Below are 13900 nucleotides of genomic sequence, written 5' to 3'. Positions count from 1 at the left end.
GTAGCGGCTGGGGGCTTGCGTGGGAAGCGGCTGTTCAGCAGGGGGCGGTGATGGCGATCTTCAAGATATTGCGGGCCGACGAGTGGGCGGCGTTCGAAGCGGCTGGCGAATTTGCCGGTTCGGCGGATGATGTGCGCGATGGCTTCATCCATCTTTCCACCGAGGCGCAGCTGGCGGGGACGCTGGCGAAACATTTTGCCGGGGAAGCCGGGCTGGTGGTGGCGGAGGTGGCGGTGGCGGGCGATGCGGCGCTGAAGTGGGAGGTTTCGCGCGGCGGGGCGGCGTTTCCGCACCTGTATCGGGCGCTCCGGATGGCGGAGGTGGTGGCGGTGCGGGGCGGCTGAAGCGCCGCCCCTTTCGATGCATCAGGGTTTGGCGGGCATGGCGCCGAGGGTGACGTCCCCGCGGCGGAGCGGGCTGGCGGCCGGCGCGACATGGCCGGCCTGGAAGGTGGAGAGGAGGCCGATGCCGCGGCTGTGCGCCGCCGTGCCGGGGAGGCTGAGGAAGGCCGAGAGCGGCGGCACCTCTGCCGTGGGGCGGGCGGCGAAGACGCTGGTCCAGGGCTCGCCCGTCTTGCGGACCGGATCGTAGATCTTGATGTGGTCGGTTGAGGTGACGCCTGTGCCTGCGGGCTGCGGACTGGTGGCGACATTGTTGCGGGCGCGGATGTCGGTGCCGTTGACGAGGCGGATCTGCGGCAGGAGGCCGCCGCCGGACGAGCGGCCGCCATCCGGGGATTTCAGGTTGCTGTTGTTGATGTCGGCTGTGGGGGAGGCGACGACGACGTTGTTGGAGACTTCGGCGCCGTTTACCGAACTGAGGGTGATGCCGTGCAGGGCCGAGCCGTAATAGACGTTGCCGGTGATGGTGAGGCGCGCGAAATAGACCGGGCGGCCATAGCTTTCCGCCTCTTCCGAACGGCCGAAGATACCGTGCACCATGCGCGGGCCGCCGAGGGCGAAATAATTGTTGCGGATCGAGAGGTCGTGCGAGCCCCAGCTTTCGCCGCGAGTCCAGAGCTGGATGGCGTCGGGATGCTCGCTCTTGTCGTAGCGCGGGTAGAAGCTGTGGAACAGGTTGCCGACGATGTCGCCGCGCCCGAGCGAGGCGATGTTGAGCCCCTCGCGCAGGTAGGTGAAGCTGTTTTGCGAGATAATGACGTCGAAGCTGTTCTGCACGTACATTGCCGTCTTCAGATCGCGGAACTGGTTCTGGGTGAAGGTGACGGTATTGGCGCCGCGGATATAGACGGCGGTGTTGTTGTCGTCCCACGGATCGAGGTTGGCGTTGGCGCCCTGGATCAGATTGTCGTGGAAGGCGATGTTGCGCGGGGCGCCGGTGATGTTGACGAGCGGCGTGGTGGAACCCTGCACGACGAGGCGGCTGACGAGGAAGCCCTCCGAACCTTCGAGGTTGATGGTGGAAACGCGGGCGCGGTTGGCGCCGTCGGCCGAGGTGATGTGGACCCGCCCGTCGGTGATGCGGCGGCGGAAGATGCGCATGGTGCCATAATCGCCGGGGGCAAGCAGGATGGTGTCTCCGGCGCGGACCGCCTTGATGGCGGCGGCGAGCTCGGCAGGGTTGGCGACCGTGTAGGTTGCAGCGGTGGCAGGGCCGGCGGTGGCGAGAAGCAGGGCGAAAAGGGCGGTTCTGGGCATGCGGCGTCTCCTGGAGGGGCGGGGTTCGCCAGTGGAGAGACGGGCAGGCGGGAGGGCGGGTTGAAGCTGTGAATCGGTGAACGGGCGTTAGCGCCTAGGGGCGTTGGCGTGTGGTTAACGGGCCGCCGGTGGCGGCGGTTTGCGCCGGGTTAGCGGCGGTTCAGCAAGGTGCCGGGAATCCGTGAATCGGCGTTTGGGACGCCGGGCTAGCCGGATTGGGCGGCGCGGGCGCGCCGGTAACCATCCCGTTCCTTGCAGCGGCCCCACCAGTCGCGGGTGGCGGGGCCGAGATCGGCGAACAGGCCCAGTGTTTCCGCCAGCAGGCAGGCATAGCCGACGGCGATGTCGGCAGCGGTGAAGCGGCCGGCGACAAGCCATTCGCGGCCACCCTGATGTTGGGTGCCGCCCAGATGCGTTTCCACCCAGGTCATGCGGGCGAGGAACCATTTGGCATAGGCGTCGGCGACCTGGGGGAGGCGCTTTTCCGGCGCCTCCAGCACGCGGTAGCGGAGCACCAGTGTCTGCGGGAAGGTGAAGGTGGCGTCGGACTGGAAGAGATAGTTGGTGTAGAGGGCGAAGTCCGGCTCGGCGGGGGTGACGGCGAGATCGGTGGGGCCGTGCGCCTGCGTGAGATAGTGGAGGATGCCGCTGCTTTCGGTGAGGACGGCCTCGCCTTCGGTCAGATAGGGGATGGTGCCGAGCGGGTTGATTTCCAGCCAGCCGGGATGGCGGTAGCGCGGCGGAAAAGGCAGCAGGTGCAGCTGATAGGGGAGCTGCATTTCCTCCAGCATCCACAGCGGGCGGAAGGAGCGGGCGTTGGCGCAGTGCCAGAGCTGGATCATGGCCCTTGGGTGACGGAGTGGCGGGCTTTGCGCCAGCCCTCTTTCGGGGGAGGATTTTGCTGCTAAGGATCGGCGATGGACCAGATACGGATTTCGGGCGGCAAGACGCTGAAGGGGCGGCTGCCGATTTCGGGGGCGAAGAATGCGGCGCTGACGCTGCTGCCGGCTGCCCTGCTGACGGATGAGCCGCTGACGCTGCGCAACCTGCCGCGGCTGGCGGATGTGGATACCTTTGGGCATCTGCTGAACGTGCTGGGGGCATCGACCCATACGCAGGGGAGCCGGCCGGAGGATTTCGGCCGGGTGATGACCATTTCGGCGAGCCGGATGACGTCGACCACGGCGCCCTATGACATCGTGCGGAAGATGCGGGCCTCCATCCTGGTGCTGGGGCCGCTGCTGGCGCGCGAGGGGGTGGCGACGGTGAGCCAGCCGGGCGGCTGCGCGATCGGCAACCGGCCCATCGACCTGCATCTGAAGGGGCTGGAAGCGCTGGGGGCGGAGATCGAGCTGACCGCCGGCTATGTGCGGGCCAAGGCGCCGAAGGGCGGGCTGACGGGCGGCAGGATCATCTTTCCGGTGGTGAGCGTCGGGGCGACCGAGAATGTGCTGATGGCAGCGGTGCTGGCCAGGGGCGAGACGGTGATCGAGAACGCCGCGCGCGAGCCGGAGATTGTCGACCTTGCCACCTGTCTGGTGGCGATGGGCGCGAAGATTTCCGGCATCGGCACCGAGCGGCTGGTGGTGCAGGGCGTGAGCCGCCTGCATGGGGCGACCTATGCGGTGATGCCCGACCGGATCGAGGCCGGGAGCTATGCCTGTGCGGCGGCGATCACCGGCGGCGAAGTGGTGCTGGTGGGGGCGAGCCGCGAGCTGATGGGGTCGACCTTGCCGGTGCTGGAAGCCGCGGGCGTGGCCTTCGAGGATGTGGCCGACGGGCTGAAGGTGAGCCGGCCGAACGGGCTGCACGGGGTGACGGCGACGACGGCGCCCTGGCCGGGACTGGCGACAGACATGCAGGCGCAGCTGATGGCGCTGGTGACGCTGGCCGACGGCGCATCCATGCTGACCGAGACGATCTTCGAGAACCGCTATATGCACGTGCCCGAGCTGGCGCGGATGGGGGCGGACATCACCGTGACCGGGCGTTCGGCGATGGTGCGCGGGGTGCCGAAGCTGAACGGGGCGCCGGTGATGGCGACCGACCTGCGCGCTTCTATGAGCCTGGTGATCGCCGGACTGGCGGCCGAGGGCGAGACGATCGTGCGCCGGGTCTATCATCTGGACCGGGGGTATGAACGGCTGGAAGAGAAGCTGCAGGCGGTCGGCGCCGATGTGGAGCGGCAAAGTGGGGACTGAGCGGGCGGTGACGGAGCTGTTGCTGCTGCGGGCGGAGGATGAACAGGATTTGCGGATCCTGTCGGCCTGCGTGCAGGACATGGCGGTGAAGGCCGGCGACATCAGCTGGAGTGCGCGGCATCGGCAGCTGGTGCTGGTGGGGAACCGGCTGCGCTGGGAAGCCGTGAGCGAGGGCAAGCCGGCGACGCGGGTTCGGTCTGCGCTGCGCTTCGATTTCATTTCGCGCGTCCAGCGCAAGGAATGGCCGGACGAGCGGGAGATGGTGCTGCCGCTGATGGCGATCGAGCCGGTCGACGGGGCGCTGGAGCTGATTTTCGGCGGCGGGGCGCGATTGCGACTCGAGGCTGAAGTTATTGACATCACGTTGGAAGATATGTCGGGGCCTTGGGGGGCTATTTCGCTCCCGCAGCATGATTTGCCCTGAGTCATCGCGCCTGCAGCACCGTTTATCGTTAACAGGTCTTAAGGTTCTTGCCCGCGCGGCGCGCGGTCGGCAGGTCGTGTTAACTATTTCACGGATGTCGGCTGCAGGAGGTCGTTTCATCCGCGGCGGCGGAGTGAGAAATGATCTGTGGGACGCACGTGAAGCCTCGGAAAACAGGCATATTTGCTGAACACTTCGACTCGGAGTCGAATCGTAACGCATCGTTAAAACGTTACCGACCAGAAATCATTTTGCAGGCCGAAAACTCGATTCACCGATGATTTCGCACGGCTCGTCGGCCGATCTGCGGGTTAAGCTTGTGCCCGACGTGGTTAAGCGAAACTCTGCGGATAATCACAATAATTATAAAACAAAGGGTTGCTTCATGTTGTGTAACAAAAGTCTCGCCTTGGGCGGGGCGCTGCTGATGATTGCAGCGCCGGCGAATGCGCGCTCACTTTTCTTCATAGATTTTGATAAAATACTGGAAACATTCGATTTCCTTATAGGAAGTTCGACAGCGCCCAAGGCTGTCCAGACGCATGCTGTGGTTGCTACCGAGTCCGCGCCTGTAAACAAGCCTGCCGTTCCGCCCGTTCCGCAGGCGGCGCCGAGCGGTGGCACTTCGGTTGCAGCCGTGCAAACGCCGGTTGCCGCATCTGCACCGGCGGTGGCTGCGCCGGTCGTCCTTCCGACCCTGGTGCAATCGGCTGCGCCGAAGGTGGTATCGACTGCTGCAGCGACTTCTGCTCCTGCAGCCGCTTCCGCTCCTGCAGCCAGGGTTTCGAGCAGCAAGACGGCGGCAACCACCTCTTTCGCGATCACGCTCGGCCGGATCCTGCGGCTGATCCCCGGCGAGCCCGGCGGATTTGAGCCGTATCTGGCTTCGAACCCGATGGCGCCAGTTGTACCTACACCTACACCTACACCTGCAGCATCGGCGGCGACGGTTCCGGCGGTTCCCGTTCCGGTGGTCACGCCTCCGGCCGTTACCACTCCGCCCATTACCCCGGCGCCGGTTAGCACTCCGCCCGTTACCACTGCGCCCGTTGGCACGCCGCCGGCTACCACGCCGCCTGCAACCACTCCGGCGGTGACTGAGCCGGTTGCCACCACGCCTGCTGTTTCCACGCCTGTTGTCTCGACCCCCGCTGCCTCCACGCCCGCTGCTCCAGCCTCTACGCCCTCTGCTCCGGCTACCGAGCCGGAGACGGCGGCGCCGACCGCGCCGGCAGATGGCTCGGTTGTCGATACCGTGATCGATGCGGTGGTCGATGTCGTCGGCGGTGTGGTGGACGCCGTTTCCAACGCGGCTTCGTCGGCGGCTGACGCCGTGGCTGACGCTGTCAAGACCGTGGTGGATATGGTGACCGGCGTTGACCGGGCGGAACTGCAGGCGCCGCTGATTGCGGTTTCGCAACCGGCTTCGACAAGCAGCGTCCCTTCGCCTGCGGAACCCACTGCTCCGTCTGCCGTCCCGCCGGCCGTCGAGACCCTGACCCAACCGACTTCGCCTGCCGATGGCCTGACGCCCGAAGTGGGCGAGATGGCGACCAACCCCGGCGTGCGCCAGTTCAGCGTATCGAACCTCACCGAGCTGAGGGCTGCGCTTTCGACGGCGCTGACCGTTCCCGGAGGCGCCGAAATCCGCCTGCAGCCGGGCAATTACGGCAGCCTGGTGTGGACTTCCAAGGCCTATAAGCTGGGTCGGGTGAAGCTGCTGGCGGCGACGTCCGTGCGGCCGGTGTTCACCCACATGAACCTGTCGAGCTCGAGCGGCATGGCGATTTCGGGGATGCAGATTTCCAGCTCCGAGCGGGCGGCAGTCTATCTGAACAGCACGCGCGACATCATATTTGCCGGCAATGTGGTCACCAGCGTGAACCGCAACAGCGATCCGTGGGATGACGGCAATTCGGGCATCCATGTCCGCTTTGCGGAGCGCGTGACGCTGACCGGCAACCTGCTGGAAGACCTGCGCGGCGGCGTCTATTTCCAGCAATCGTCGAAGGTGACCTTCGAATACAACACGCTGCGGCATATCCGCGAAGGCATCAATGTTGCGGCGACCGACGACCTCGATCTCTATCGCAACTATTTCCACAGCTTCTCGCCCAAGGTCGCGGCCGGTGAGCATCCGGACTCGATCCAGTTCTGGACCTCGCGCGAGAAGGTCGGATCGAGCCATGTGAAGATCATCGAGAATGTGATGGCGCACGGCGGCTGCGCGGCGGTACAGGGCATCTTCATCCGCTCGGAAACCGAGGGCAAGAACATCCCGCAGATCCGTCACACCGACTTCACCATTCGCGGCAACGTCTATTTTGGCGCGTCGAAGAACGGACTTTCGATGTCTTCGATCGACGGGGCGGTGGCCGAGAACAATGTCGTGATCGCCTCGCCCTATTCCGAAACCGGCGTCAGCCGCGCCGATGCCCAGAAGAAGGACCCGCGCTGCAGCGGCGCGCTGAAGCCGGCGCTTCTCTCGCGCTTTGGCACGACCTCGCACATGATCCGCAACAACATCGTCAGCCAGCTGGGGACCAGCGACGGCAGCCAATCCAACAACATCACCGTCTCCACGACGGGCACGACCGTCTGGACCGAGGTGTTCCGGACCCGGCCCACCGGTGCGACCCCGGCCCTGAGCGTGTTCCTGACGAAGAACCCGTCGGCGGCGCGGACGCAGGGGGTCGGCGTGCTGGCCAGCTACGCCTATGGCGCGACGCTGACCGCACGGCAGGCACTGGAACGTGCGCTGGAGGTGCACAAGTCGTAGCAGCGTAGCGCCCGGACATCCCCCTGGAGGGGCCGGGGCGACAAACCCCGGCCCCTTTTGGCGGATGGCCCTTCCTATCTGACAGACGGAGCGGCGGGCGGGGCGGGACGAGCGCCTTATCTGCCGCAGCGCCTCGACTCCGGGGCGGAGAGGCGGCAGGTTTCCGAAAGGTGTGGCGTCAGCGGGTGGATCGGCATGACAGCAATGACAGTACGAACTGGCCGGAGCAGCGGGCGCGCGGTGTGCAGATGGACTGCGGCGGCGCTGCTGCCGTTGCTGGCAACGGCCTGCGATGCGGCGGCCCCGGCTGCTTCGGGTGCCGTGAAGACGGTTTCCGGGCCGGTGCAGCTGCAGGCGGCGCTGCTGACGGCAAAGGGCGGGACCGAGATCCGGCTGCAGCCCGGCGACTATGGCGAGCTGAGCCTGAGGGGCAAGAAGTTCGAGGGACAGCCGCTGACCCTGATCGCGGCGACCGACAAGCGCCCGGTCTTTACCAAGCTGACACTGGACGGGGCGAGCGGCATCGTCGTTGCCGGCGTGCAGGTGAGCGGTCTGGGCCGGCCGCTGGTGGGCATGAGCAATGCCAGCAACATCGTGTTTGCCGGCAATCTGGTGACGGGCGCCAATCACAACCAGGATCCGTGGGACGATAATGGCGTGGCGGCGTGGATCCGCTTTTCCCGACACATGACGATCGCCGGGAACATCTTCGAGGATTTCCGCGGCACCGCCTATTTCCAGCAGACCGATCGCGCGACCTTTGCCGACAATACGGTGCGCCATGTGCGCGAAGGGCTGAACGTGGCGGCGTCGACCAACCTGGACCTGATGCGCAACTATTTCCACAGTTTCTCGCCGAAGTTCATGGACCGGGAGCATCCGGATTCAATCCAGTTCTGGACGGCGCGGGAGAAGATCGGCTCCTCAAATGTGCGGATTGTGGAGAATGTGATGATGCACGGCCTGTGCGGGGCGATACAGGGCATCTTCATCCGCTCGGAAACGACGGGGAATCCGAAGGCTCCGCAAATCTACCACGACAATTTTCTGGTGCAGCGCAACGTCTATTATGGCGCCTCCAAGCACGGAGTGACGGTTACGTCGGTGCATGGATCGGTGGTGGAGAATAACGTGGTCGTCGCCTCACCCTGGTCGCTTTCCGGGATCAAGCGGGCCGATGCGCAGGCCAAGGACCCGCGCTGCAGCGGGGCGCTGCAGCCGGCGATCCTGACGCGGTTCGGGGTGCCGGAGAATGTGGTGCGCAAGAATATCGCGCCGCTGTTCGGGCAGAGCGAGGCGCAGTTCAGCGATAATGTGACGGTGAGCTCGAAGGGGGAGCGCATCACCTCGGTGCTGCCGGCGCAGCCGACCGGCGAGGTGCCGGAGCTGTCGGCCTTCATCACCAAGCAGGGATCGAAGGCGCGGGCCAGGGGGATCGGCGTGCTGGAGCCGTTCAGCCATGGCGCGCCGGACGATTTCCGGGTGGCGCTGGCCAATGCGTTGAAGATTCACGCGGAGCGGGCGGAACCCTAGGCTTTGGTCGCGCGTGCGCGCAGGAAGGCGCGGGCGGCGAGGAAGCCGCTGAGGATGCCGGCGAAGTTGAGGATCAGGTCGTCGACGTCGAACAGGCGGTAGGCACAGGGATAGATACCGAAGAGTCCGGTGAGCTGGCTGAGCTCGACGAGGAGCGGCAGGCCGAGGCCGAAGAGGATTGCGGTGAAAAGGCTGCGGCTGTGGCGGGCCAGCAGTGCGCCGATCATCGCGCAGATGGCGAAGTTCATGCCGATGGCGGCCGCCTGCTTGCCGAGCCAGGGGCTGGGCGAGGCGAGACCTTCCCCGAGGATGTGCAGGAAATCGAAAGGCTGCAGCTTTGGTTGCATGTAGGGGACGGGGCAGTGGAGGCTGCCGGGCGCCGGAAACGGGTGCTGGGTGAGGAAGATGAAGAAGAAGGTGGCGATAAGGAAAGGCAGCCAGCGCCAGGCGGCGCGGCCGGCGAGCAGCGAGGCGGCGCCGGTGGCCGGGAGGGCGACGGCCAGGGCGAGGAGGAAGGCGCCGCCAAGATAGACGGCGAGGAAGGGAGCGGTCATCCGGGACTTCTATTCGAGGGCGAGGATTTCCCGGCGTAGTCCGAGATAGGTTTCATCCAGCGCGGGGCCGGCTGCGAGCAGGCGCGGAAGGCGCTCTACCGCGGCGCTCGCGCCTTCGTAGCGCTGCCGTTCATAGCTGTTGCGGCCGGACAGCATGCGGAACTGGAACAGGCGGAAGCGGGAGTAGTTGCGGATAGTGCGGTCGCGCTCGCTGTCGGCCGGACTGTGGCGGCAGGTGATATAGGCGCGGTTGAGAATCTGGATGGCGCCCATGGTGCGGCCATTGCTGCGGTTTTCCGGCGAGCGGTGGTGATAGATGTGGGCGCGGTGGGTGCCGACGAGGAGGCGGCCGTTGCCCAGCACGCCGAGGCCGGCGTCGACATCCTCGAACAGCGAATAGCGGCCGAGCAGCTCGTTGAAGCCGACCGCCTTCAGACATTGGGTGCGGAACGACATGCGGAAGCCGGGCATCCATTCCACCGGCACCGCCTGTTCCTGCGCCAGCCAGGCGGGAATGGCGAGCGGCTGCTGCAGCCGACGGGCAGCGTGCTTCATCGGATCGGGGAAATGCCGGTTCTCGAAGCGGTTCACATGCGGGGTGACGCGCGACTTCAGCCGGTCCGCACGGCGCTTGTGATAGACAGGGCGGGCCGGATCGATGTCGGCGGAGCCGAGCGTGCCGGGTGGGGGTGTGCGGCTTTCGAGGCTGCAGACGCCGCCGATCCGCTGCTCTGTATCGAGATCGTAGATATGCAGCATCTGGGCGACGGCATCGGCGTGCAGGAGGCTGTCGTCATCGGGCATGAAGATGACGTCGCTGCTTACCTGCGAGACGCCGATGTTGCGCTGCACGCTGATTCCCGGGCTGGAGACCTGGTGCTGGATCGGGAAGGGGGCGGCCAGGGCCAGGCGTTCTGCAAGCTGGCGATTGGGTTCGGGGTTGTCGCTGCTGTCGACGATCAGCAGTTTTTCCGGCAGTCGCGACTGGGCGATGTGCAGCGGCAGCGCCAACGCGAGAACGTCGGGCCGGTTTCGGGTAACGACAACCGTTGAGAAACTTGTCTGCATGTGAGGACCGACCCCGCTGTTCCCCCGGGGCGGAAGATAGGGATTCAGTGTGCGAATGCAACATGGGCGGATTGCGGTGCGGCGTTTCAGCCTTTACCCTGAATCCGGCTGGAGCAGCGGCTGGTGTTTGGGTAAGGGGCGGCGATGTCGAAAGCGCGCGAGCGGATACTGCCGCCCTACACGCGGCAAGTGAATGACTGGAAGCATCTGGCGCTGAAGACGCTGGGTGTGGCCGCTCTGATCATGTTCGCTATGTTCATGGGCTTCTGGCTGGCGGTGTTCGGGCAGCTGGTGGTGCAGGGCTTTGTCGCCGTGCTGGGCGTGCTGCTGCTGGTGCTGCTGTGGATGGCGCCCGACGGCAATGTCGATTTCAGGCGATCGATCGGCTGGTATTTCATGGCCTATCTGGCCTCGATGCTGTTGTGGCCGGGTTATCTGGCGCTGAACGTGCAGGGTCTGCCGTGGATCACCCCTTCGCGGCTGATGTTCGCGCTGATGGTGTTGATGTTCCTGATGCAATTCTCCCAGTCGGCGGAATCGCGCAGGGAGCTGGCGGGTGTTGTCAGCACGTCCAAGCTGCTGTTCGGGCTGTATGCCCTGTTCATCATACTGCAGTTGCTGACGGTGGGTCTTTCCAGGAAGATGCCAGATTCTGCCATCTCCGCCATAAACTTTATCGTGCTGTGGAACCTGCCGATGCTGGTTGGCCTGTGGGTGCTGATGGACGACGCGATGATCAAGCGCCTGTACCGGCTGGTGCTGTGGTGCATGGCGATCCTGTTTGTGGTCTGCCTGATAGAATATCATCTGGAGCAGCCCTTCTGGGCGAACCATATCCCGCGCTTCCTGAAGGTGGATCCCAATCTGATCGAAAAGATCCTCTATTCGGCTCGGCGCGACGACGGCCGCTATCGCCTGCGCGGCATCTATCCGGTGGCGCTCTATTTCGGGCAGCTGGTGGTGTTGCTGACGCCGTTTGCCATGCACGCGGCCTTTACCGCGAAGGACAGGGTGAAGCCGTGGGCGTGGGCGCTGCTGGTGCTGACCATCTTCATCGCCTGGGCGACGAATACCCGGACGGCCTTTACCGGCATGATCCTGGGCGTGGTGATGTATGTCGCCGTGTTTGCGCTGCGCCGTTATCTGAAGCCCACGCACGGGTCTGACGTGATCGGCCCGGCGGCGATGCTGGCGGCCCCCACTTTCATCCTGATCATGGGGGTGCTGATCGCCTCCAGCCGGCGGATGCGGATGTGGACCGTGGGTGGCCAGCAACATGCCGGCAGCGACGATGTGCGGCAGATGCAGTGGACACGGGCGATCAATTCGCTGACCTCCAATCCGCTGGGCAATGGAGCGGGTCGCGCGGCGGAAATCGCCGGCAAGCCCACCGCCGACGGGACCTGGATCATCGACAGCTATTGGATCAACCTGCTGCTGGACTATGGGGTGGTGGGCTTCCTCTGCTTCATTGCCTTCTTTGGCATGTTTGCCTTCCACGGAATCCGCGATTCGCTGCGCCACGATGACGAATCCTCACAGCTGTGCAGCGTGTTTGCGCAATCGATCATCCTGTTCCTGCTGACGATGTATTCGCTGAGCTTCGAGGGGAACTTCTATTTCCCCATGATCCTTGCGGCCGGGATCGCCGCCAATCGCTATCGGTTGGCGCAGCTGGAGAAGCAGGCGGCGCCGGCGGGCGCAATGGACCTGAAGGGCCGGGCGCTGGCCTGAACGTAGGGCGCTATAACCGGGTTGAGGCGGCGAGGGCCCTGAGACGGGCTTTCAGCGGCAGCGGGCCGGCGTTGCGGGCTATCCGGAAGTAGCGCGAGGCTGTTTCCCTGTCTCCCATGCGGCGGCTGGCTCCGGCTATGCGCAGGGCGTGGTTGGCGAGCGCGGCGGGGCTGCTTTCGAACAGGGCGCGGTGCTTTTCGTGGATGTGTATCCAGCTCTGCACGCGCTTGGCGCTGTCGCGGGTGATGCTGTTGGGGGTGAAGCGTTGCAGCACCAGCGGCTCGTCGACGAAATCGATGCTGCCGGCGGTGGCGAGGCGGATGGCGATGTCCCAGTCGACGAGCGATTTCAGCTGCTCGTCGAAGAGGCCGACAGCGAGCAGCGTCTCGCGGCGGGCGACGAGGGTCTGCGTGCTGATCGGATTGGTCATCAGCAGGGTTTCGAGGATGTGGCCGGCTACGGGCATGAGCGAGGGATCGGGGTGGTAGGTGAAGCTCTGGCGTCTTGCCGGGCCGTAGCTGTCGAGGTCTGCGGGCGAGCCGGTGATGAGGAGGCCGCAATAGGAGGCGACGAAATCGCCTGCAGTGAGGCGGGGCATCTGCAGCTCCAGCTTGCGCGGGAGCCATTCGTCGTCGCTGTCCTGGAAGGCGACCCATTCGCTGCCGGCGGCGCGGATGCCGGCGTTGCGGGCGGCGGAAATGCCGCCGTTGGGCTGGCGGATCAGCTTGACGAGGGGGTGGTTCATCGCCTGCACGACGGCGGCGGTATTGTCGGTGGAGCCATCGTCGACGACCAGGATCTCGGCGGCGGGAAGGGTTTGCCAGAGCACGCTGCGGATGGCGGTCTCGACCGTTTTCTCGCGGTTGTAGGCGGGGATGACGACGGAGACGCCGGGCGTTGCGCTGGAGCTTGCAGGCATCAGTTGGCGGTCCATTTCCTGTACCAGTCGACGAAGCGGGGGACGCCGGTGTCGATGGGGGTGGTCGGGGCGAATCCGTGGGTTTCGGCGATGGCCGAGATATCGGCATAGGTATCGGGCACGTCGCCCGGCTGCATCGGCTGATCGTCGAGGTGCAGCGGTTTGCCGCAGGCGCTTTCGATGACCTGCACGAGGCGCATCAGCGGCTCGGAGCGGTGGTTGCCGATGTTGAAGAGGGCGTGCGGGGCGACGCTGCCGCCGGGCTTTACCCGGCCGTCGTCTGCCGGCGGGGTGTCGGCGCAGGCGAGGATGCCGCTGACGATATCGCCGATATAGGTGAAATCGCGGCGCATGTTGCCGGCGTTGAAGAGCGCCACCTTTTCGCCCTTCAGACAAGCCTCGGTGAATTTCCAGACTGCCATGTCGGGGCGGCCCCAGGGGCCGTAGACGGTGAAGAAGCGAAGGCCGGTGAGCGGGATGCGGTAGAGGTGGGCATAGGTTTCCGCCATCAGCTCGGCCGATTTCTTGGTGGCGGCATAGAGCGAGATGGGGTGATCGACGCGGTCCTCGACGGCGAACGGCAGTTTGGTGTTGGCGCCATAGACCGAAGAGGAGGAGGCATAGACCATCGGCACCTGCAGCCGGCGGGCGAGCTCCAGCAGGTTCAGCTGCCCGGCGAGGTTGGAATGGGCATAATCGTGCGGGTGGTCGATCGACCAGCGGACGCCGGGCTGGGCACCCAGGTGGACAATGCGGCTGATCGGGTGCGGGGCCAGCGCCGATGCGAGATCGGCCATGTGCGCGAAATCGACGCGGTGGAAAGTGAAATCCGGATGCTGCAAGGCAGCCAGACGCGATTCCTTCAGATCGAGCCGGTAATAGGGGACGAAGCTGTCGATCCCGATCACCTGTTCGCCGCGATCGAGGAGGGAGCGGGCGACGTGGTAGCCGATGAAGCCCGCGGCGCCGGTGACGAGAGTTGCCATGGCGCTGGTGATGCGCTGGAATTTTGGGTGGAGCAAGGGCGGCA

13 protein-coding genes are annotated in these 13900 nt (G+C 65.4%); 6 read left to right on the top strand and 7 right to left on the bottom strand.

Annotation, left to right across the window (positions count from 1 at the left end):
- Positions 1–50 precede the first annotated feature (50 nt).
- Positions 51–344, top strand: coding sequence for a DUF952 domain-containing protein (locus tag IM784_RS10840; RefSeq protein ID WP_199555337.1), 294 nt, complete (start codon positions 51–53; stop codon positions 342–344).
- Positions 345–365: 21 nt separating this feature from the next.
- Here the strand turns inward: IM784_RS10840 and IM784_RS10835 are convergent, their stop codons facing one another.
- Positions 366–1658, bottom strand: a complete 1293-nt coding sequence (locus IM784_RS10835; protein ID WP_199555336.1) for a right-handed parallel beta-helix repeat-containing protein — start codon at positions 1656–1658, stop codon at positions 366–368.
- A 206-nt stretch (positions 1659–1864) separates the two neighbouring features.
- Positions 1865–2500 carry a glutathione S-transferase family protein gene (locus IM784_RS10830; RefSeq protein ID WP_207791731.1) on the bottom strand — a complete coding sequence of 212 codons (636 nt, stop codon included), beginning with the start codon at positions 2498–2500 and terminating at the stop codon, positions 1865–1867.
- 75 nt (positions 2501–2575) lie between these two features.
- On the opposite strand from IM784_RS10830, the gene murA reads away from it, so the two are divergent.
- Positions 2576–3859: a UDP-N-acetylglucosamine 1-carboxyvinyltransferase gene (gene murA, locus IM784_RS10825; RefSeq protein ID WP_199555335.1), complete on the top strand. Its 1284-nt coding sequence runs from the start codon at positions 2576–2578 to the stop codon at positions 3857–3859.
- Positions 3849–4283, top strand: coding sequence for a DUF2948 family protein (locus IM784_RS10820; RefSeq protein WP_199555334.1), 435 nt, complete (start codon positions 3849–3851; stop codon positions 4281–4283). Before murA ends, IM784_RS10820 begins: the two co-directional genes overlap by 11 nt.
- A gap of 363 nt (positions 4284–4646) precedes the next feature.
- Here the strand turns inward: IM784_RS10820 and IM784_RS10815 are convergent, their stop codons facing one another.
- The gene (locus IM784_RS10815; RefSeq protein WP_199555333.1) at positions 4647–5108 is read right to left on the bottom strand and encodes a hypothetical protein; all 462 of its coding nucleotides are present in this window, start codon (positions 5106–5108) and stop codon (positions 4647–4649) included.
- Between the two features lie 268 nt (positions 5109–5376).
- On the opposite strand from IM784_RS10815, the gene IM784_RS17640 reads away from it, so the two are divergent.
- Positions 5377–7062 carry a right-handed parallel beta-helix repeat-containing protein gene (locus IM784_RS17640; protein WP_199555332.1) on the top strand — a complete coding sequence of 562 codons (1686 nt, stop codon included), beginning with the start codon at positions 5377–5379 and terminating at the stop codon, positions 7060–7062.
- A 195-nt stretch (positions 7063–7257) separates the two neighbouring features.
- Positions 7258–8595: a right-handed parallel beta-helix repeat-containing protein gene (locus IM784_RS10805; RefSeq protein ID WP_199555331.1), complete on the top strand. Its 1338-nt coding sequence runs from the start codon at positions 7258–7260 to the stop codon at positions 8593–8595.
- On the opposite strand, the gene IM784_RS10800 is transcribed toward IM784_RS10805, so the two are convergent.
- Entirely contained in the window at positions 8592–9149 is a 558-nt protein-coding gene (locus tag IM784_RS10800; RefSeq protein WP_199555330.1) for a VanZ family protein, read from the bottom strand. The two genes, IM784_RS10805 and IM784_RS10800, sit on opposite strands and share 4 nt — an antisense overlap.
- Positions 9150–9158: 9 nt before the next feature.
- Positions 9159–10217, bottom strand: a complete 1059-nt coding sequence (locus IM784_RS10795; protein WP_199555329.1) for a glycosyltransferase family 2 protein — start codon at positions 10215–10217, stop codon at positions 9159–9161.
- Positions 10218–10361: 144 nt separating this feature from the next.
- Between IM784_RS10795 and IM784_RS10790 the strand changes: the two genes are divergently transcribed.
- Positions 10362–11951 carry an O-antigen ligase family protein gene (locus IM784_RS10790; RefSeq protein WP_199555328.1) on the top strand — a complete coding sequence of 530 codons (1590 nt, stop codon included), beginning with the start codon at positions 10362–10364 and terminating at the stop codon, positions 11949–11951.
- 10 nt (positions 11952–11961) lie between these two features.
- Here IM784_RS10790 and IM784_RS10785 read toward each other — a convergent pair whose 3' ends face one another.
- On the bottom strand, positions 11962–12870 hold the full coding sequence (locus tag IM784_RS10785) for a glycosyltransferase family 2 protein (RefSeq protein ID WP_199555327.1): 909 nt from the start codon (positions 12868–12870) through the stop codon (positions 11962–11964).
- The gene (locus tag IM784_RS10780) at positions 12870–13856 is read right to left on the bottom strand and encodes an NAD-dependent epimerase/dehydratase family protein (protein WP_199555326.1); all 987 of its coding nucleotides are present in this window, start codon (positions 13854–13856) and stop codon (positions 12870–12872) included. The genes IM784_RS10785 and IM784_RS10780 overlap by 1 nt, the downstream gene beginning before the upstream one ends.
- Positions 13857–13900 lie beyond the last annotated feature (44 nt).

Source organism: Sandaracinobacteroides hominis (assembly GCF_016464365.1).
Taxonomy (GTDB): Bacteria; Pseudomonadota; Alphaproteobacteria; order Sphingomonadales; family Sphingomonadaceae; genus Sandaracinobacteroides; species Sandaracinobacteroides hominis.
This window is presented reverse-complemented; position numbering and strand designations above follow the sequence as displayed.

Coding starts and splice junctions, on each gene's coding strand:
- IM784_RS10840 (WP_199555337.1), top strand. CDS start 51: ATGGCGATCTTCAAGATATTGCGGGCCGACGAGTGGGCGGCGTTCGAA.
- IM784_RS10835 (WP_199555336.1), bottom strand. CDS start 1,658: ATGCCCAGAACCGCCCTTTTCGCCCTGCTTCTCGCCACCGCCGGCCCT.
- IM784_RS10830 (WP_207791731.1), bottom strand. CDS start 2,500: ATGATCCAGCTCTGGCACTGCGCCAACGCCCGCTCCTTCCGCCCGCTG.
- murA (WP_199555335.1), top strand. CDS start 2,576: ATGGACCAGATACGGATTTCGGGCGGCAAGACGCTGAAGGGGCGGCTG.
- IM784_RS10805 (WP_199555331.1), top strand. CDS start 7,258: ATGACAGCAATGACAGTACGAACTGGCCGGAGCAGCGGGCGCGCGGTG.
- IM784_RS10800 (WP_199555330.1), bottom strand. CDS start 9,149: ATGACCGCTCCCTTCCTCGCCGTCTATCTTGGCGGCGCCTTCCTCCTC.
- IM784_RS10795 (WP_199555329.1), bottom strand. CDS start 10,217: ATGCAGACAAGTTTCTCAACGGTTGTCGTTACCCGAAACCGGCCCGAC.
- IM784_RS10790 (WP_199555328.1), top strand. CDS start 10,362: ATGTCGAAAGCGCGCGAGCGGATACTGCCGCCCTACACGCGGCAAGTG.
- IM784_RS10785 (WP_199555327.1), bottom strand. CDS start 12,870: ATGCCTGCAAGCTCCAGCGCAACGCCCGGCGTCTCCGTCGTCATCCCC.
- IM784_RS10780 (WP_199555326.1), bottom strand. CDS start 13,856: ATGGCAACTCTCGTCACCGGCGCCGCGGGCTTCATCGGCTACCACGTC.